This is a genomic window from Burkholderia sp. Se-20378 (assembly GCF_017104665.1).
Lineage (GTDB): Bacteria > Pseudomonadota > Gammaproteobacteria > Burkholderiales > Burkholderiaceae > Burkholderia > Burkholderia lata.
The window spans coordinates 1-19783 of record NZ_JAAGPG010000120.1 but is presented as its reverse complement, the minus strand read 5'-3'; the positions used below and the strand labels follow the sequence as shown (position 1 = coordinate 19783).

The window sequence follows — 19783 nt, the reverse complement described above, 5'->3', positions numbered from 1 at the left end:
CCGATGGGTACGGCAGCCGGGTCGACGCCGCTGCCGTCGTCGCGCACGACCCAGCGCCAGCGCGACGCCGGAGTACCGGGGGATGCCCGCACGGCGTCGCCCGGTTCGCACGCGATGTCGATGCGCCGGCAGCCGCTATGGCGCAGCGCATTCGCGGCGGCCTCGTGCGTGATCATCAGCAGTTCGTGCGCGGCCGACGGGTGGGCGTCGAGCGCATGCGCGGCACCTTCCGGCAGATCGAGCGACCAGTCGATGCCCGAGCCGGCCAACAGGTCGTGCACCGCCTGCGAAACGGCTGCCCGCAGACCGTCCTCGGCGATCGCAGGCAGGCTGAAGCCGGTCACCACGTTGTTGAGATCCTGCTGAAGATGATCGGCCAGACGCCGCGCCGCACCGACGGTCGGCAACAGGTCGGGGTGGCGCTGCGCGTCATACTCCAGCTCGGTCAGCTTGAGGCCGAGCACGAAGCTGCGCTGCTTCGCGGTGTCGTGCAGGTCGCGCGCGATCCGCGTGCGTTCGACCGACACCGCGAGCGCCTTCTGCATCCCGAACGCACGCGCGAGCGCATCGGCCATCCGGTTGAAATGCGCGGCCAGTTCGCCGAGCTCGTCGCGCGACCGGTCGGCGATCCGCGCCGACAGGTCGCCGGCCGCCCAGCGATCGGCCGCGGCCGTCATCCGCCGGACGCGCCCCACCAGCAACCAGACCAGCAGCCCCGCGAAGCTCGCGCCCATCGCGCCGAGATACAGCATGGTGCGCATCAGGTCGTACGCCGACGCATCGTCGGCGATCTCGTAGTGCAGTTGCCAGCCCGGCCAGTAATGGACGCCGATCCGCGCGATGGCGCCGCCGGGCAACCCAACGTGCGTGACGAGGGCCCAGTCGCTGTCGCGGCGCAGCATCGTGTCGGGCGCGGCCAGATTGGCTGGGGCCGCAGCGAACGCGTCGGCCAGCAACGGCGAAGCAGCCGGCGCGGTTGCACATCCGGCGCCGTCCGGCTGTGCAATGCGCACCTGGAGCCGACCGGCGCCGAAGAAGCCCATCATCGGCGCGAAATCCATCACGTCGCGCGCGCCGACTCGTGCGATCTGCCAGAACAGGGCGTCGGCGGCCGCGCGGCACGCAACGGGGTCGCGCAGGTCGACGGCGCCGGTCGCGGCGGCCAGCGCAGGGCGGTCGAGGTTGCCGAGAAACCGGCGGATGTCGCTTTCGGCATGCGTGCGCCAGAGCACGCTCGTCAGCACCGACGACAGCACCATCGCCACGAACCCCACGACGATGAACGTCGGCACGAGCTTGACGAACAAGCCTCGAAAGCCGATCCGGAATGTGCGCAACGCGGGCTCCTCGTTCTTCTGTTTTCTTGATGGACGCACCGGGTGGATGCCGACGACACGACGAGGCAGCGCAACCGGCTTTCAATTGCGCAATGTTGACGGTTTTCGGACGCGGTTGCAGGGGCGTTTTTGCCGGGAAGGTGGGTGGACGCCCGCAATGGATTCAATAGCAGTCCGGTCGCTTCACCAGCAGTCCGTCGGGTTGGTGCCGACCGGTGTCGAGCGTCGACAGAAGCATCGTGCGCGCGGGCAGCCCCTCCGGATCGTTGTAGTGAACGATGCCGTGCCTGATCCCCGTGATGACGATCACGTGACCGATATCGTCATCAGGCTCATCTGGCCTTTCCAGGAAATTCCCCGCGGCCCAGATTGGACCGAAGTCCGTCAGCACCTTGCCCAGCCATTCGGGCGTAATGGACGTAGGCTGATTGAGCGCCATGAGTCCTTCGACCGCGCACAAGTCGGGGATCCTCGAAAAGTGGAGCCCCTGGTCCGCCCGCCATAGCGCCGGAAGGCCCAGACGCGGCCCGGGGCGATGGAAGTACGAAACCATGCACGCCGCCGCATACCAGCATGCGTTCTTCAGGGCTTTGGATCCGGATTTGGTTTTCTTTACGCCGCTCTGATCGACCATCGGCACGTTCAATCTGACGTCCACCATTTCGGGTCTCCAGGCAGGAGTGATCCATAAGCGTATGAAGAATCGGGCGCGAGGACAACCATCGTGACCGCCAACCTCGTCGAGACGGTTGGCGGACGCGCAGACCGTGGGCGCTGATCGGTCACACGAAGCGGCAGAGCCACACCTATCAATCTCGACATTATAGAAATAATGTCAAATTATTAGGCTCGGAAAATTGGATATTTAACGGTTTACGTTATATTATTTACGAAATCATCAGCCCAACTCCGCCATGTCCGATCTCGCTGCCGACGAATCCCGCCTGACCGCCGAAATCGAGCGCCTCAAGGCCGACTTCCCGAAAACCCGCGAGCTGTACCGGGAAGCCTGCGCGCTGCTGTTCTTCCGCTTCGGCATCACGCCCACCGCGAACCGCCTGTACCAGCTCGTCCGCAAGGGCAGCATGAGCACGCCGACGGCCGTCCTCGGCGAGTTCTGGGCCGAGCTGCGGGAAAAGAGTCGCGTACGCATCGAGCATCCCGATCTGCCGGCCGATCTGCAGGCGGCCGCCGGTGAGCTGGTGGCGGCGCTATGGAATCGGTCGAGTGCCGACGCATCGGCCGCGCTCGACGCATTGCGCGCGGAAGTCGAAGCCGAACGGATGGCAGCGAAGGTGGAAGTCGCGGCGCTGCAGGCAGAACTGGCCCGCACCGAAACGGCGCTGGAGCAACGCACGGCCGCATTGCTGGCCGCGCAGGTGCGCATTCAGGAACTGGAGCAGGCGAGGGCGGCGGACGACGCATCGCGGCGAGCGCTGCAAACGGATATCGAACGCCTCACGGCCGACAACGCGGAAGGCGACCGTGCACTCGCGCAGGCACGCGCGGATTTCACCACCCAGCTCGACCGACTGCGTGACGACGCCGGCCGGGCCGAGGAACGCTTGCGCGCGTCGGAGAAGCGGGCGCTTCAGGAGATCGATCGCGAGCGGCTCGCGGCCGCGCGGCTGCAGAAGGAACTCGATGCGGTGGCATTGCGCACGGAGCAGCGCGATGCGCAGCAGCGCAAGGACGTGGCCGCGCTGCAGGCGCAGCTCGGTGACGCGCTGCATCGATACGGCGTGCTGCAAGGGCAGCTCGACGGCGCGCAGGCGACCGATGCCGCACGGGGCAAGGAACTCGATGCGCTGCGGCGCGAAATGACCGTGCTCTCGCGTCGGTCGGCGCTACGTGGCGCCAAGGCTGCGCCAGCCGCAGAACGGGACGAGCGGCGGGCGCGCACGCGAAAGCGGGCAGACGAAGCGCCGCCGCGCTAACGGCGAAACCGCGAGCGCGCGTCAGCCGAAGGCGACGCACGCCCGAAGCCTGAAGCCTGAAGCCCGAAGCCTGAAGCCTGAAGCCTGAAGCAAGCGACCGAGCCCCGCACCCCCGATCGCGCGCCCACTCACCGATACGAATCAACTCGACACATACCGCGACGGCAACGCCGGCGCATCCGCCGGAATCGTGACGAGCGACGTATTCAACCAGCCCTGCGGCGACCCGTTCGACTGCGCATACGCGCCGACGTACGGCATCATCCGCGTCGTCTGATAGACCTGCGGCGTCCACCCGGTCGGCGCGAGGAAGATCGACGTCGCGCGCTTCTCGCTATACGCGGACGCCCCGTACGTCGAGATGTTCCACAGCGTCTGCTGATAAGTCGCATAGTCGGCGTTGTGCCGCGAACCGCCAGCCTGCCACCCTTCGAGCTGGATGAAGGTGTTGTACGTGCCGGCGCCCGCGAGCAGGTTGTTCACCGTGCGCCCATACAGGAACGACAGGATCAGCCCGCAGTTCGCCGGCGCGAAATCGCTGCCGACGCTCAGGTAATAGCGGCCCGTCGTGTTCAGCACCGACGCGTAGTGCGAGTTGCCGATATCCGTCGACGTCGTCAACCCGCTCGCGCCCATGAAACTGTCGAACGCCTGCATCGTGACGCCCGTTGGCAGGTCGTTCGTCGCGCTGATCGCGACGATATGCGAGCCGGCCGCCAGCAGCGTCAGGAACGCGGACAGCGTGCCCGCGATCCAGTTGCCCTGCGCATCGACGAACGGAAACGCGCGATAGCCCGTCAGCGCGAACACCGCCGGATCGGAGCCGGCCTGCCATGCGATCTGCGGCACCCACATCGTCAACGGGCCGGCATTCGACGCGCCGGACACGTACTGCTTCAGCGCATCGATCAGTTGCGCATCGGCGGCGGGCAGCACGCCGTAGGCCGCGCCGCTCTGCCAGCGCTGCACCCATTGCGCGACAAAGCCCGCGAGCTGGCCGCCGGTGAAGTCGGCGGGCGGCACGTAGCCGAGCGGGCTGGTGCTTTGATACGCGGACTGGATCGCCGCGGCCGTGCGCACGTTGCTGCCGAACATGCTGTTCGCGAAATCCTGGCAGTTGTTGGCCGGCGGCGTCGCGAGTTGCGACAGCGGGACGACCCACGCGCCGTTCGCGGTCGCGACGCCGCGATACAGCGTGAGATTCGCGACCGAGTCGTGACCGGGAAACGTGGCGGCGTCGGCGCCCGACACGTAGCCGGCCGACGGTGTGACGCTGACGGTGGTCGGTTGCGACCCGAACGGATGCGTGTACGCGATCGCAAACGATGCGTCGCCGCCGGCCAGGCTGAACGATCCGGTGCAGTCGCCCCAGCTGTTCGATGCGCTGACGGCAGTCGATTGCCCGGTGGCGACCTGCGCTTGCGACGCCTGCGGCAGCGAGCCGCTCTGGCTCGCCGCGTTGCCGTACGCGAGCGTCGTCGACGGGATCGCATTGACGACGTTGATCGTGATCGAGCGGTCGGCGATGCCGTAGTTGCGGGTGGACGCGTCCGCGGCGCCGGTGGCGGCGAACGACGACGCGGACGTCGGGTTGCCGTCGCCTCCGCAGGCAGCCAGCGTGCCGACGAGCGGCGACAGGGTCAGCGCGGCGCCGCGCTGGATGAAGCGCCGGCGGTTCGGCGCGGACGGGCGTTCGGGTTTCGAGGCGGTCATGGGCGTTCCTGGTCACGGGTTCGGGAGGCGACAACGACGATCCGGCGCGTTGCACACGTGTGCAATGCCGGTCGAAATGACGCGATCGCCGGCATATGCGCCGCGCGTATTTATGCGGGAGATCGATGAAACGCCCGCGACGAAACCAAGTCGTGCGTGTGACGCCACGCACGCGGCAGGGCGGGACAGGAACGAGGCATGCCGGTGCAAGGTTTGGGCGCCTGGCGGGGATCGGGTAAAGTGCCGCTCAACATGCCGGCTCGACGCTGCTAGACGACCGGTCTAATCGTTGCTAACATACGCCATCATGAATGCATCTTCAGGCGCGGAAGTCCGCCAGCACATCCTGAATATCGCCAAGCCGATCATGCTCCACAAGGGGTTTTCGGCGGTTGGCCTGAACGAGATTCTCGCTGCGGCGGGCATCCCGAAGGGCTCGTTCTACCATTACTTCGGCTCGAAAGAGGCGTTCGGCGAAGCGCTGCTCGAATCGTATTTCGACGGCTATCTCGCGCATCTCGACAACCTGCTCAAGCATCAGGCCGGCACGGGCGCCGAGCGTCTGATGACGTACTGGCGCAACTGGCTGCACACGCAATGCGCGGATGATCCGGAAGGCAAGTGCCTCGCGGTGAAGCTCGGCGCGGAAGTGTCGGACCTGTCGGAAGCGATGCGCACGGTGCTGCGGCACGGCACGAGCCAGATCATCGAGCGGCTCGCGGGCGGCATCGAGGCCGGGCTGGCCGACGGTTCGCTGAGCGGAGTTGCCGAGCCGTCGCATACGGCCGCGATCCTCTACGAGCTGTGGCTGGGTGCGACGCTGCTGGAAAAGATTCACCGCAATCGGAAGCCGCTCGAAAGGGCGATGATCGAAACGCGGCGCATGCTGAACCTGCCGCCGCTCGAGCCGAGTGGAGCGCAGTCGTAACCCGGGCGCGCATCGGCGCGCCTTGTTTTTACCCTGATTCTAGACGACTGGTCTACTCAACTACGCATGACGAACGTGCCACGCCGCGTTACGCTGTCCCGATTGATTCAACCGCACGCACGCAGCCGCGACGGCCTGAGCGCCGATGCTGCCGCCCGCGTGCGTCTCCCGCTGGTCCATCCCTGATCCGATCGTGCCCACGAAGCACGTCCATTCCTGTTGACGGAGGCTCACATGCCGCAAAGCAAGACCGCTAATCGCCAGATCATCCTGAATTCGCGCCCGGTCGGCGCACCGACGCCGGGCAACTTCCGCACCGAATCCGGTGACGTGCCGACACCGAGCGCCGGCCAGGTGCTGCTGCGCACGGTCTGGTTGTCGCTCGACCCGTACATGCGCGGCCGGATGAGCGACGCACCGTCCTATGCGGCGCCGGCCGAACTCGGCCAGCCGATGGTCGGCGGCACCGTCAGCCAGGTCGTCTCGTCGAACCTGCCGGCGTTCCGCGAAGGCGACCTGGTGGTGGCGGGCGCCGGCTGGCAGGACTATGCGTTGTCCGACGGCCGCGACCTGATTCCGCTCGGCCGCAACTTCGCGCATCCGTCGTACGCGCTCGGCGTGCTCGGCATGCCGGGCTTCACCGCCTATACGGGGCTGCTGAAGATCGGCGAGCCGAAGGCCGGTGAAACGGTGGTCGTCGCAGCCGCCAGTGGGGCGGTCGGCGCGGTGGTCGGCCAGATCGCGAAGCTGAAGGGCTGCCGCGTGGTTGGCGTCGCGGGCGGCGCCGACAAGTGCGCATACGTGACCGATACGCTCGGTTTCGACGCGTGCGTCGACCATCGCGACCCGGCATTCGCCGCGAAGCTGAAGGATGCGTGCCCGAACGGCATCGACATCTATTTCGAGAACGTCGGCGGGGCCGTGTTCGACGCGGTGTGGCCGCTGCTCAACGACCATGCGCGCGTGCCGGTATGCGGAATCATCGCGCACTACAACGACGCGGCCTACGACGACAAGACCGTGTCGACCGGCCGCGACCGCGTGCCGGCCCTGATGGGCACGATCCTGCGCAAGCGCATCCGGATGCAGGGTTTCATCATCCTGGATCACTATGCAACCGGCTACGCGACGTTCATGAAGGAAATGAGCGAATGGGTCGCGCAGGGCAAGGTGAAGACGCTCGAGGACGTCGTCCCCGATCTCGCCGATGCACCGGAAGCGCTGATCGGCTTGCTCGCGGGCAAGAATTTCGGCAAGGTCGTCGTGCGCGTGGGCCCGGACGAACTGGCCTGACACGACGGTACCGGCTTGCAGCAACAACCGGCCGCCCGCCGGCGTGACGTGAATGACATGACGCCGGCGGGCGGCTTTCCCGATTCCGTTTCGATAGGAGTGACAAGATGGCGCTTCACGTGATTGCTTCCCTGTTCCTGAAACCCGAACACGCGGAGGCCGCCGAGGCCGAGCTGCGCAGCATGGTCGCGAAGACGCGCACCGAACCGGGCAACCGGCGCTACGACCTGTTCCGCGAGCAGGACGGCTCGCCGAACCTGCACCTGTACGAGATCTACGACGACCAGGCTGCGTTCGACGCGCACCTCGCGAGCCCGTATTTCGGCGCATTCCGCGCGAAGTCGGCCGACTGGTTCACGGCGCCGCCGGTCATCAAGGTGCTGTCAGGCATCGACGTCGCCGAGTAATCACGCTGTACTTCCGTCGCGGCGCGCTCCCACCCGGGCCGCACGGCACCCGCCGCACAGCGCGGTGGCGATGACAACACCACGCGGCGCGCCGTTCGCGCCGCCTCCCCAATACACCGGCCCCGGAGGCTGAATGATCACCCTCAACATCAACGGCGAAACCCGCTCGGTCGACGCCCCCGACGACATGCCCTTGCTCTGGGTGCTGCGCGACGTCGTCGGCCTCACCGGCACGAAGTTCGGCTGCGGGATCGCCCAGTGCGGCGCGTGCACGGTGCATCTCGACGGCGTCGCCGCGCGCTCGTGCGTGCTGCCGGTCGCGGCCGTCGCGGGCCGCAAGATCACGACGATCGAAGCCGTCGGCGCGACGCCGGCCGGCCACAAGGTCCAGCAGGCGTGGCGCGAGCTCGACGTCGTCCAGTGCGGCTACTGTCAGTCGGGGCAGGTGATGGCCGCCACCGCGCTGATCGCGTCGAACCCGAACCCGAGCGACGCCGACATCGACGCAGCGATGGCCGGCAATATCTGCCGCTGCGGCACGTACAACCGGATTCGCGCGGCCGTGAAGCAAGCCGCGAAGGAGGCCTGACATGTCGCGAGGACTGATTGAAGCGGGTCGGGCCGGCGCGGGCGTGTCGCGCCGTTCGTTCCTCAAGCTCGGCATGTCGCTGGGCGCCGCGGCGGGCGGTGGCCTGCTGCTCGGCTTCAGCCTGCCGGCCGCGGGCGACGATGCGCGCCGTTCGGTGATCGGCGGCGACGCCGCCGAGCCTGCTCAACCCGGTGTGTTCGCACCGAACGCGTTCGTGCAGATCGACCGCGCCGGCAAGGTCACGCTGGTGATGCCGAAGGTCGAGATGGGCCAAGGCGTCTATACGGCGCTGCCAATGCTGATCGCGGAGGAACTCGAAGTGCCGCTGTCGAGCGTCACGCTCGACCATGCGCCGCCGAACGAGAAGCTGTTCCTCGATCCGCTGCTCGGCGGCCAGCTCACCGGCGGCTCGACATCGGTGCGCTATGCATGGGAACCGCTGCGCCGTGCAGGCGCGACCGCCCGTACGCTGCTGGTCGCGGCCGCCGCGAAGCAATGGAACGTCGATCCGGCATCCTGCCGCGCCGTGAACGGCGAAGTGCAGCATCCGCCGAGTGGCCGACGCGCGTCGTACGGCCAGCTCGCCGATGCGGCGGCGAAGTTGCCGGTACCGAAGGACATCGCGCTGAAGAAGCCGGCGGATTTCAAGCTGATCGGCACGCCCGCGAAGCGGCTCGATTCGCCGGAGAAGGTCGACGGCACGGCCCAGTTCGGACTCGACGTGCGCCTGCCGGGCATGCTGTACGCGGTGATCGTGAACAGCCCGGTGTTCGGCGGCACGGTCGCGAGCGTCGACGAGTCGGCCGCGAAGAAGATCCCCGGCGTGCGCCAGGTCGTGCGCGTCGACAACGCTGTGGCGGTGGTCGGCGATCACACGTGGGCTGCAAAGCGCGGCGCGTCGGCGCTGGTCGTGAAGTGGAACGAGGGCGCGGGCGCGAAGGTTTCGACGAAGGATCTGTTCGCGGATCTCGCGCAGGCGGCGGCGAACGGCAAGGGCGCGGTCGCCCGCAAGGACGGCGACGTCGACAAGGCCTTCGCGAATGCGAAGACGCGCGTCGACGCCGTCTACGAACAGCCGCTGCTCGCACACGCGACGATGGAACCGGTGAACTGCACGGTGCACGTGCGCGGCGATGGCTGCGAGATCTGGGTCGGCACACAGGTGCCGACGCGGGCGCGCGATACCGTGCAGCAGCTCACGGGCCTCGCGCCCGACCGGATTGTCGTGCACAACCACCTGCTCGGCGGCGGCTTCGGCCGGCGGCTCGAGACGGACATGATCGGCCAGGCCGTGAAGGTCGGCAAACAGGTCAACGCGCCGGTGAAAGTGGTCTGGACGCGCGAGGAAGACGTGCAGCACGACATGTACCGGCCGTGCTACTACGACAGGATTTCGGCCGGCCTCGACGCGAACGGCAAGCCGGTCGCGTGGCAGCACCGGATCGTCGGCTCGTCGATCATGGCGCGCTTCGCGCCGCCGGCGTTCCAGCACGGCGTCGATCCCGATGCGGTCGAGGTCGCGGCCGAGCTGCCGTACGACCTGCCGAACCAGCTGGTCGACTACGTGCGCCAGGAGCCGCGCCACGTGCCGACCGCGTTCTGGCGCGGCGTCGGCCCGACGCGCGGCACGTTCGTGGTCGAGAGCTTCATCGACGAACTGGCCGCGCAGACCAAGACCGACCCGGTGCAATACCGCCGTGCGCTGCTCGGCAAGACGCCGCGCGCGCTCAACGTGCTCGAGGTCGCGACGAAGGCGGCCGGCTGGGGCGGCCCGGCGCTGCCGACGGGGCAAGGGCGCGGCGTCTCGGTGATGCACGCGTTCGGCAGCTTCTTCTCGATCGTCGTCGCTGTCGCGGTGGACAACGGCGCGGTCCAGGTGAAGCGTGTCGTGTGCGCGGTCGATTGCGGGATGTATGTCAACCCGAACACGATCGAGGCGCAGGTGCAGGGCGGCATCATCTTCGGGATCACGGGCGCGCTGTACGGCGAGATCACGATCGAGGACGGCCGCGTCGTGCAGAGCAACTTCACCGACTACCGGATGCTGCGGATCAACGAGACGCCGCCGATCGAGGTGCATCTCGTGAAAAGCGGTGAAGCGCCGGGCGGGATCGGTGAACCGGGTACGGCCGCGACGGCCGCGGCGGTGTCGAACGCGATCTTCGCGGCAACCGGCAAGCGGCTGCGCAAGCTGCCGGTCGGCGACCAGCTGAAGACGGCTTGAGGGGAGGCGACGACCATGAAAAACCTCACCCTGAAGATGCTCGGCACGTCGTTGCTCGCCGTGTCTGCGCTGCTGGCCGGCACGGCCGCGCATGCCGCGCAGACGGCGCCGGCCGACGGCGCACTGGTCGCACGCGGTGCGTATCTCGCGAAAGCGGGCGACTGCGTCGCGTGCCACACCGCGCCGCGCGGCACGCCGTTCGCCGGCGGCCTGAAGATGGTCACGCCGATGGGCGCGATCTACACGACCAACATCACGCCCGATCCGGAGACGGGCATCGGCGGCTATACCGAAGCCGACTTCGCCAGCGCGCTGCGCAAGGGCGTCGCGAAGGACGGTCACAACCTGTATCCGGCGATGCCGTACCCGTCGTACGCGAAGCTGAAGGACGACGACGTGAAGGCGCTCTACGCGTACTTCATGCACGGCGTCGAACCGGTGAAGCAGGCGAACCGGCCGTCGGACATCCCGTGGCCGCTCAACATGCGCTGGCCGCTCGCGTTGTGGAACATGGTGTTCCTCGACACGACGCCTTACGCGGACAAGCCGGCCAAGGACGCGATGTGGAACCGCGGCGCGTATCTCGTGCAGGGGCTCGGGCACTGCGGGTCGTGCCACACGCCGCGCGGCGTCGGCTTCCAGGAGAAGGCGCTCGACGAAGGCGGCGCGGCGTTCCTGTCGGGCGCGCCGATCGACAACTGGTTCGCGTCGAACCTGACCGGCGAGCCCAACACGGGGCTCGGCCGCTGGAACGAGGCCGAGGTCGCGCAATTCCTGAAGACCGGCGCGAACCGCCATGCGACCGCGTTCGGCTCGATGGTCAGCGTGATCAACCACAGCACGCAGGCGCTCTCCGACGACGATCTGGCGGCGATTTCCCGCTACCTGAAATCGCTGCCGGCGGCGGGCGGCACGGGCGCGCCGCCGTACAGCTATGATCCGAAGGCGACGCAGGCCGCGCTGGGTCGGCCGGCAGCCGATCCGGGCGCGAAGGTGTATAACGCTTACTGCCTGCACTGCCACGGCGCGGACGGGCGCGGTTACGCGCCGCTGCTCGCGCCGCTCGCCGGCAATCCGAACGTGCTCGAAGCCGATGCCGCGTCGCTGATCAACGTGACGCTAAACGGCAGCGAGACGCTCGTGATCGATGGCGTGCCGTCCGCGTATCCGATGCCGGCGTTCTCGAACCAGTTGAACGACCGGCAGATCGCCGACGTGCTGACGTTCATGCGCGCCGGCTGGAACAACGGCGCGCCGGCCGTGCAGGCGGCGGACGTCGCGAAACTCCGCAAGGCGACGGCGGCCGCGCGCTGAGCGCGGCCCCATGCGGAACGATGGCGGGCCGGCGTGCCCGCCGTCACTGCCGCCGGGTGCGTGCCTGCCCCGGCGGTCTGGCTTTTTCTGTCAACCGGCGTGCGGCCGTTCGCGGCAGCGCGCGTTTTTCGACGCAATGTAGGGGTGTCTGGATGGCTAACGTGACTTATACGGATACGCAACTGCTGATCGACGGCGAGTGGGTCGACGCCGTGAGCGGCAAGACGATCGACGTCGTGAACCCGGCGACCGGCAAGCCGATCGGCAAGGTGGCCCACGCGGGCATCGCCGATCTCGACCGTGCGCTCGCCGCCGCGCAACGCGGCTTCGAGGCCTGGCGCAAGGTGCCCGCGCACGAGCGCGCGGCGACGATGCGCAAGGCGGCCGCGCTGGTGCGTGAACGCGCCGACGCGATCGCGCAGCTGATGACGCAGGAACAGGGCAAGCCGCTCACCGAAGCGCGCGTCGAAGTGCTGTCGGCGGCGGACATCATCGAATGGTTCGCGGACGAAGGCCGCCGCGTGTACGGCCGGATCGTGCCGCCGCGCAACCTCGCCGCACAGCAGACCGTCGTGAAGGAACCGGTCGGCCCGGTCGCGGCGTTCACGCCATGGAATTTCCCGGTCAACCAGGTCGTGCGCAAGCTGAGCGCCGCGCTCGCCACCGGCTGTTCGTTCCTCGTGAAAGCGCCGGAAGAAACCCCCGCGTCGCCGGCCGCGCTGCTGCGCGCCTTCGTCGACGCGGGCGTGCCGGCCGGCGTGATCGGCCTCGTGTACGGCGATCCGGCTGAAATCTCGTCGTACCTGATCCCGCACCCGGTGATCCGCAAGGTCACGTTCACGGGTTCGACGCCGGTCGGCAAGCAGCTCGCCGCGATGGCGGGCCTGCACATGAAGCGCGCGACGATGGAACTGGGCGGCCACGCGCCGGTGATCGTGGCCGAGGACGCCGACGTCGCGCTCGCGGTGAAGGCCGCCGGCGGCGCGAAGTTCCGCAACGCGGGGCAGGTCTGCATTTCGCCGACGCGCTTCCTCGTGCACAACAGCATCCGCGACGAATTCACGCGCGCGCTGGTCAAGCATGCGGAAGGGCTGAAGGTCGGCAACGGCCTCGAGGAAGGCACGACGCTCGGCGCGCTCGCGAACCCGCGACGCCTCACCGCGATGGCGTCGGTCGTCGACAACGCACGCAAGGTCGGTGCGCGCATCGAAACCGGCGGCGAGCGGATCGGCTCGGAAGGCAACTTCTTCGCGCCGACCGTGATCGCGGACGTGCCGCTCGAAGCGGACGTGTTCAACAACGAGCCGTTCGGCCCGGTCGCGGCGATTCGCGGTTTCGACAAGCTCGAGGACGCGATCGCCGAAGCAAACCGTTTGCCGTTCGGTCTCGCCGGCTACGCGTTCACGCGTGCGTTCGCGAACGTGCACCTGCTCACGCAGCGCCTTGAAGTCGGGATGCTGTGGATCAACCAGCCGGCGACGCCGTGGCCGGAAATGCCGTTCGGCGGCGTGAAGGACTCGGGCTACGGGTCGGAAGGCGGGCCGGAAGCGCTGGAGCCGTACCTCGTCACGAAGTCGGTGACGGTGATGGCCGTCTGACGGTCGTCGATCGATCGCGTGCGCGGCGCTGTCGGCGTTGCGCACGCGATCGGCGTGGGCCGGGCGGGATGCCCGGTCTTTCGCCAGTTTTCCTGCCAGCCGTGCATTCGAACGGCAACCCCCGGGCATTTCAATACGCGTACCACTGCGGATCGATTGTTTCGATTCCGTCACCAGCAACGACACACGCCAAGGCATACCTCTCGGTAAACTGACGCCGACACCCGGTGCCGGCACGAGCGGAACACGATTCACGCGACACCGCTCAGGCCACGTCGTCGGCAACCTGGCAAGTACGGACTGCACCTCGTACCCGGATGTCACACTTTTTGGTATAGGTTATCCAGAAGAAACCATAACAACCGGTGCGTCAGCGTCGGCCCAACCTGAGAGGAAACGGATGCATCCGCGGTCGGCAGCGCCGTACTACGTTGTGCTGGCGGGGACCTTGATAGCGTGCGCGCTGATGGGCCTCTGCGTATTGCAGTTGTTCCAGAGCCGTCACGATGCGCTCGATCGCGCGCGCGATACGTCGCGGAACCTGGCGCTCATCGCCGAGCGCGACATCGAACGCAATATCGAGCTGTACGGCCTGTCGCTGGAAGCGGTGATTCAGGGCCTGCAGCGGCCGGACGTCATGGCGGCCTCGCCGGCGTTGCGGCGCGGCATCCTGTTCGATCACGCGATGACCGCGCAATTTCTCGGCTCGATGCTCGTGCTGGATTCGGCCGGCAACATCATCCTGGATTCGGCGAACGACGTGCCACGACAGGGCAATTTCGGCGACCGCAAGTACTTTACGGTTCACCGGGACAATCCGAACGCCGGGCTTTACATCAGCGATCCGTTTGCATCCCGCCTGCGCGGCGGCTCGCTCAGCGTGGCATTGACGCGCCGCGTGTCGAATCCGGACGGCTCGTTTGCCGGCATTGCACTGATCGCGGTCAATCTCGAGTATTTCCACACGCTGTTCGCCGGCCTCGCGCTCGGCTCGCACGGTGCGATCTCGCTGGTCGGCACGAACGGCATCATGTTCATGCGCCAGCCGTACGACGTGCACACCATCGGCCGCGACATCAGCAAGGCGGCGACGTTTCGCCACTTCCTGACCGCGCCGGAAGGCTCGTTCCTCGACACCTCGACGATCGACAACGTGCGCCGCCTCTACTACTTCAAGACGCTGCCGCACCTGCCGCTGATCATCATGGTCGCTGAAGCGGAGCAGGACATCTACGCCGCGTGGCGGCACCGGGCGATCACGATCGGCGCGCTGGTGGCGACTTTCGGCGCGGCGTTCATCGTGCTGTCCTTCATGCTGGGCACGCAGTTGCGGCGCCGGATGCGGGCCGAATCCGAGCTGGTGATGCTCGCGCGCACCGACGGCCTCACCGGGCTCAACAATCGCCGCTCGTTCGGGGAAGTGCTGGACCTCGAATGGCGCCGCGCACGCCGTGCCCGCTCGGTATTCTCGCTGCTGTTCGTCGACGTCGACCGCTTCAAGTCCTTCAACGACACGTATGGTCACCAGGCCGGCGACGACGCGCTGGCGGCGGTGGCGCGATGTATCGGCGACAACATCCGGCGCCCCGCGGACACCGCGGCCCGCTACGGCGGCGAGGAGTTCGTCGTGATCCTGCCCGATACGCCGGCCACGGGTGCGACGGAGATCGCCGAGCGGATTCGCGCAGCCATCGACGGGCTTGCGATCGAGCATGCGGAAAGCGAATTCGGGCGCGTCACCGCGAGCATCGGCGTGGCGAGCTGGGCCCCCGAGCAGGAAGGGGAGGTCGAGTCGGTGATCAAGGCGGCCGACGAGGCGTTGTACCACGCGAAGGAAACGGGGCGAAACAAGGTGGCCTCGCATGAAACGGACACCTGACACCACCGCCGGCACGCATCGCCCATTGCCGATGGCGGGCGTGCCGTTCGACGCTCAATGCCGGCCGCTGCCGCGATAGCTTTCCACTTCCGCGTCGTACGCCGCCAGGAACGCCTTGCCGAACACCGACGCGAAATCGTCCTCGATCGCGAACACCGTGTCGCGATGGGTCGCCGCGTAGCGATCCCACATTCTGGCCTTGTACAGCGCGGGCACGCGCTTCTCGTACCAGCGCATCGCGTCGTCGCGCTCGCGCAGGCGTTGCGGTGAAAAGCGCGTCAGCAGGTCCATCAACGCGGCGCGCATGCCGGCGACCATGCCGATCTGGTGCGCATGCAGATCCTGGAACGCGTCGCTGACCGCGCTCTGCGGCGACATGAAGCCCGGCAGCGGCAGCCCGAACATCTGCCGCAGCACGGCGCCGCCGTCCGGCAGCAGCTTCAGCGGGTTGTTCTCGCGATCGAGCAGCATCGTCATGTGCGCCTTCACCTCGCGCTTCAGGATGCTGCGCGACGACAGCAGCTCGACCGTGCCGTTCGCGAACAGCGCCAGCAACTGGCCCGCGATGTACAGCTGTTCGGCCGACCACTGATGCGACTCGGCGGCCGTATCGAGCCCCGCGCCTTCGAAGAACGCGCTCAGCAGTTCATCGGGTGTCGGTGCGCGTGTGGCATGCGGCGCAGGTTCGTCGGCCGGCGGCGTATCGGCGGCGCGCGCGGCGGCTGGTTGTACACGCACGTGTTGCGTCCACTCGGGCGCGTGGTCGGCCTGTGTCGTGGACGACGCTTCGCGATCCGTGTTGCCGCGATCGACGTGCGCCGCCGTGCCCGATGCGCCGATATCGCCCGACGACTGCGTGAACAGGTCGAGCGGATCGATCGACAACTGGTTCAGGTCGCGCTGCGAGGGTGCGGGCGGGTCGGTCTGCGCCGCGCGGTTCGCTGGCTGGGCCGCGTCCGCACGCGCGGGGCCACCTGGCCGTGTGCCGGTGTCCGCCGCCTTGCCACGCGGCGCGAGACGATCCTGGAGAAGCCCCCACAGCCGGTTGCCGGCGCCTTTCGTATCGATCCGCGAAGGCGATGCTGGCGCGGGGACTGCTGAAGCGCGTGCCTGCGCCTGCGAATCGGCGTGCGCGCCGGTATCGGTCGCCATGTCGATGACCGGTGCATCGTCGCCATCGCTGCCATCGTCACGTTCGGCGCGCAGCACGTACGGCCCGATGCGGATGATGTCGCCGGTGTTGAGCGGGCGCTCCTGCGCATAGCCAACCGGCTCGCGGTTCACCTCGATCGTCGATACGCTGCTGAGGTTCTTCAGCAGGCACGCGTCGTCACCGACCTGCAGCAGCGCCTGCAGACGCGAAATCTGCCGTGTGTCGTCGCGCAACACGAGATGGTTGTCGCTGGCCCGGCCGATGGTGCCGCCCGGCGGATGAAACACGACGGCGTCGTAGGAGTCGTTTTCGACCGGCTCGCCGGCATGTTCGATCACGATCAGTTGCATGGCATACGTCGCTCGGTGAAGCGCTCGCGTGGAAGCCGGTTCGTTCAGGATGACGACGCATGCCTGCGGCGCGCGAATTCGAACGCGGGCCCCCAGATCGGATGCCCCTTCTCGGCAGGGGACAAGTCGAAGCGCGGGTTGAGGTCGAGAATTTTCGAGAACTCGGCGCGGCACGGCGTGATGCGGTTCGTCACGCAATAGCTGAACGCGAGGAGCTTGTGCGCGGCCACCTGCGTGTCGGTGTCGGCGCCGTCGATCTCCTTCGCATGGCTCAGCAGTGCGATCGTGCGCCCGTAGTCGCCGCTGTCGTACGCGGCGCGCGCGCTATCGACCGTCGCGCGTGCAGCCGACTGTGTCGGGGACGTACTGCACCCGCCGGCCCCCAGCAACAATGCGCCGAGGAAAAGAACGAGCGATGAACGACCTTTCATTATTGAAATTAAAAATTGGCGTAATTGGAAGGTGGCACACAAGCGCTGTTGGATTCTAGTGCCAATCATCGGCACGGAACCGGCTGTTACGTTTTGTTTCATTTAGCCAATCCGTTTCCACCTGAATACAGAATCGACTACGAATTTCAGTGCTTGTGAAACCGGAAAAACGGCCTATAGTTCGCTGTGTTTTTCGGATTCGTCAGTTGTTTGGTCAGCGCACGTCAATGCACGAAAAATCGGACCGTCCGTTCGTGCGAAACGAATAGCCTGGCACACCACCAGCGTCGCGAGCGCCCCTTGCTCCGCGGCCGGCCGGCTTGCGCCCCGTGCCCATCCGACAGGTGTCCACGCCATAGAACCGGGCCGCTCACGCGCACCGGTCGGATTAACTTTTGCCATTAATTTACCAACATCAATTCAATTGCCCATCATCTCGCCAAAGCGACTTTCAAAAACCCTGATTGATATGACCCGGCTTTTTACAAGAACAATTTGCCGATACGGATTGCAATGGATGGATATGCAGGTTACACAATTACCGATCAATTAATTGTCCCTTTTTCAATCAGATCATCCGGTTTCGAAGTTGAAAACCGGCGCGCGGCTATTGGGTGGCGAGGGTGGAATATGCAATGGCGGTCGAGCAGTTTCATCGTATGGGGATGCGTGATGCTGTTGCCGGGGTGCGGTGCGACGGAGCACGCCGCGGCGGTGCCGTATGCGATCACGGTTGACGTCGCGCCCGACGTCAACCCGGACATGAACCGCAAGCCTTCGCCGATCGTGCTGAAGGTGTTCCAGCTCCGCGCGGCATCGTCGTTCGACAGCGCGGATTTCTTCTCGCTGCAGGACAAGCCGGAAAACGTGCTCGGCGCGGACCTGCTGGGCACCGACCGCGTGATCCTGCGGCCGGGCGAGTCGCGCACGCTGCACTATCGCGGCAACGTCGAGGCCGGCGCGATCGGCGTGGTCGCCGAATACCGCATGCTCGAAAAGAATCGCTGGCGGCTGACGGTGCCGCTGCCGCGTGCGAAGCAGCTCAATCTCTACAAGTTCTGGCAGACGTCGCCGGGCGAACTGAAGCTGTCGATCGCCGTACGCAATGGCGGCATCGCGCTGAACGATGCGAAGGGGCGCCCATGACCGAACCGACGATGTCCGCGACGCCGGTCGCGGCGCTCCGCCAGCGGGTGGTGTGGACCGAGGGGATGTTCCTGCGGCCGCAGCATTTCCAGCAGCTCGAACGGCACTGGGAACGCTACGTCGCGCTGCGCTGCCTGCCGCTGCAGGGCTTCTATTGGGGCTTCGACACGCTGGAGCTCGATCGCGAGCAACTGGCGCTCGGCAAGGTCGCGCTGCGCACCGCATCGGGCGTGATGCGCGACGGCACGCCGTTCGACCTGTCCCATCCGGACGATCTCCCCGAACCGCTCGACGTACCCGCCGACGCAAAGGACCAGCTCGTCGTGCTCGCGCTGCCGCTGTGGCGCGGCGGTGGCGAGGAAGTGTCGTTTGGTGCAGGTGCCGGCGCAGGCAGCGGCAATGCCGCGAACGGCACAAATGCCGCGAACGGCGCGAACAGCGGTGCCGATGTCGCACGCTACGTCGTGCGCGAATACGAAGTGGCCGACGCGAACGCGGTCGCGCTCGGCCCCGCGCTGCTGCAGACGGGCCGCCTGAACGTACGGCTGATGCTGGAGGCCGAACTGACCGGCGACTGGCACGCGCTCGGCGTCGCACGGATCGTGGAGCGGCGCACCGATGCGCGGCTGCTCGTCGACGACGGCTACATTCCGCCGCGCCTCGTCGCGCAGCACGACGCCGTGCTGCTGGCCTATGCGCGCGAATTGCACGGGTTGCTCACGCAACGCAGCGAAGCGCTCGCGGAGCGGTTGTCGGAGCCCGGGCGCGGCGGCGTGTCGGAAGTCGCGGATTTCCTGCTGCTGCAGCTCGTGAACCGCTATCTCGCGCTGACCTGGCATGCGCAGCAGCATGTGTCGACGCATCCGGAGGCGCTGTTCTGCGACTGGCTGAAGCTCGCGTGCGACCTGAGCACGTTCACGGCGGCCGGCCGGCGCCCGCAGTCGCTCGCGGTCTACGTGCACGACGACCTGCGCACGAGCTTCGCGGAGCTGATGACCGAGCTGCGCCGGTCGCTGTCGACGGTGCTCGAGCAGAACGCGATCCAGATCGAGCTGCGCGATGCGGGCAACGGCATCCGCGTCGCGACGCTGGCCGACCCGGCGCTGCGCGACACGGCCGGCTTCGTGCTCGCGGTGCGCGCGGACGTGCCGGCCGACAGCCTGCGTGCACGGTTTCCCGCGCAGGCGAAGCTCGGGCCGGTCGAGCGGATCCGCGATCTCGTGCAGTTGCAGCTGCCGGGCATCACGATGCGCCAGCTGCCGGTCGCGCCGCGGCAGATCCCGTATCACGCGGGCCACACGTACTTCGAGATCGACAAGGGCAGCGACCTGTGGAAGCAGCTGGCGCGCTCCGGCGGTCTCGCTTTTCATTTCGCCGGCGAATTCCCTGGGCTCTCCATGGACTTCTGGGCGATACGCGGGTAAGGGCGGGGCGACGCGATGCATTCCTCCTCCGCTTCGATCTCCCCCGTCGCCAGATCGGAA

At 67.2% G+C, this 19783-nt stretch carries 16 protein-coding genes; 11 read left to right on the top strand and 5 right to left on the bottom strand.

Translation table 11 applies throughout. The annotated features are described in order from the left end of the window. On the bottom strand, window positions 1-1337 hold a 1337-nt coding region (locus tag G3N93_RS15275; RefSeq protein ID WP_206133402.1), incomplete at its 3' end, for a HAMP domain-containing protein. 163 nt (window positions 1338-1500) lie between these two features. Continuing rightward, window positions 1501-1998 (bottom strand): papain-like cysteine protease family protein, encoded by a 498-nt coding sequence (locus tag G3N93_RS15270; protein ID WP_206133401.1) that lies wholly within the window; start codon window positions 1996-1998, stop codon window positions 1501-1503. 253 nt (window positions 1999-2251) lie between these two features. On the opposite strand from G3N93_RS15270, the gene G3N93_RS15265 reads away from it, so the two are divergent. Beyond that, on the top strand, window positions 2252-3274 hold the full coding sequence (locus tag G3N93_RS15265; RefSeq protein WP_206133400.1) for a DNA-binding protein: 1023 nt from the start codon (window positions 2252-2254) through the stop codon (window positions 3272-3274). Window positions 3275-3415: 141 nt separating this feature from the next. Here G3N93_RS15265 and G3N93_RS15260 read toward each other — a convergent pair whose 3' ends face one another. Continuing rightward, on the bottom strand, window positions 3416-4987 hold the full coding sequence (locus G3N93_RS15260) for a hypothetical protein (protein WP_206133399.1): 1572 nt from the start codon (window positions 4985-4987) through the stop codon (window positions 3416-3418). A gap of 307 nt (window positions 4988-5294) precedes the next feature. On the opposite strand from G3N93_RS15260, the gene G3N93_RS15255 reads away from it, so the two are divergent. From G3N93_RS15255 to G3N93_RS15220, 8 genes are all read left to right on the top strand, one after another. Continuing rightward, window positions 5295-5915, top strand: coding sequence for a TetR/AcrR family transcriptional regulator (locus tag G3N93_RS15255; RefSeq protein WP_206133398.1), 621 nt, complete (start codon window positions 5295-5297; stop codon window positions 5913-5915). 234 nt (window positions 5916-6149) lie between these two features. After that, window positions 6150-7208 (top strand): NADP-dependent oxidoreductase, encoded by a 1059-nt coding sequence (locus G3N93_RS15250; RefSeq protein WP_206133397.1) that lies wholly within the window; start codon window positions 6150-6152, stop codon window positions 7206-7208. Window positions 7209-7315: 107 nt separating this feature from the next. Beyond that, window positions 7316-7615, top strand: coding sequence for a putative quinol monooxygenase (locus G3N93_RS15245; protein WP_011355207.1), 300 nt, complete (start codon window positions 7316-7318; stop codon window positions 7613-7615). Between the two features lie 133 nt (window positions 7616-7748). Beyond that, window positions 7749-8204 carry a (2Fe-2S)-binding protein gene (locus G3N93_RS15240; RefSeq protein WP_043183740.1) on the top strand — a complete coding sequence of 152 codons (456 nt, stop codon included), beginning with the start codon at window positions 7749-7751 and terminating at the stop codon, window positions 8202-8204. A 1-nt stretch (window position 8205) separates the two neighbouring features. Next, complete coding sequence (locus G3N93_RS15235) at window positions 8206-10428, top strand: xanthine dehydrogenase family protein molybdopterin-binding subunit (RefSeq protein WP_206133396.1); 2223 nt, start codon at window positions 8206-8208, stop codon at window positions 10426-10428. A 15-nt stretch (window positions 10429-10443) separates the two neighbouring features. Further along, window positions 10444-11742 (top strand): cytochrome c, encoded by a 1299-nt coding sequence (locus G3N93_RS15230; RefSeq protein WP_206133395.1) that lies wholly within the window; start codon window positions 10444-10446, stop codon window positions 11740-11742. Between the two features lie 152 nt (window positions 11743-11894). Beyond that, complete coding sequence (locus tag G3N93_RS15225; protein WP_174937829.1) at window positions 11895-13340, top strand: NAD-dependent succinate-semialdehyde dehydrogenase; 1446 nt, start codon at window positions 11895-11897, stop codon at window positions 13338-13340. A gap of 400 nt (window positions 13341-13740) precedes the next feature. Beyond that, window positions 13741-15219: a diguanylate cyclase gene (locus G3N93_RS15220; protein WP_174941018.1), complete on the top strand. Its 1479-nt coding sequence runs from the start codon at window positions 13741-13743 to the stop codon at window positions 15217-15219. A 54-nt stretch (window positions 15220-15273) separates the two neighbouring features. On the opposite strand, the gene tagH is transcribed toward G3N93_RS15220, so the two are convergent. Both tagH and G3N93_RS15210 read right to left on the bottom strand, forming a co-directional pair. Next, on the bottom strand, window positions 15274-16722 hold the full coding sequence (gene tagH, locus G3N93_RS15215) for a type VI secretion system-associated FHA domain protein TagH (RefSeq protein WP_206133394.1): 1449 nt from the start codon (window positions 16720-16722) through the stop codon (window positions 15274-15276). A 44-nt stretch (window positions 16723-16766) separates the two neighbouring features. Continuing rightward, window positions 16767-17153 (bottom strand): TssQ family T6SS-associated lipoprotein, encoded by a 387-nt coding sequence (locus G3N93_RS15210; protein ID WP_027791608.1) that lies wholly within the window; start codon window positions 17151-17153, stop codon window positions 16767-16769. A gap of 630 nt (window positions 17154-17783) precedes the next feature. On the opposite strand from G3N93_RS15210, the gene tssJ reads away from it, so the two are divergent. After that, a complete protein-coding gene (gene tssJ, locus G3N93_RS15205) occupies window positions 17784-18299 on the top strand; it encodes a type VI secretion system lipoprotein TssJ (protein ID WP_011355198.1) in 516 nt (171 codons plus the stop codon). After that, window positions 18296-19723 carry a type VI secretion system baseplate subunit TssK gene (gene tssK, locus G3N93_RS15200; protein WP_206133393.1) on the top strand — a complete coding sequence of 476 codons (1428 nt, stop codon included), beginning with the start codon at window positions 18296-18298 and terminating at the stop codon, window positions 19721-19723. The genes tssJ and tssK overlap by 4 nt, the downstream gene beginning before the upstream one ends. Window positions 19724-19783 lie beyond the last annotated feature (60 nt).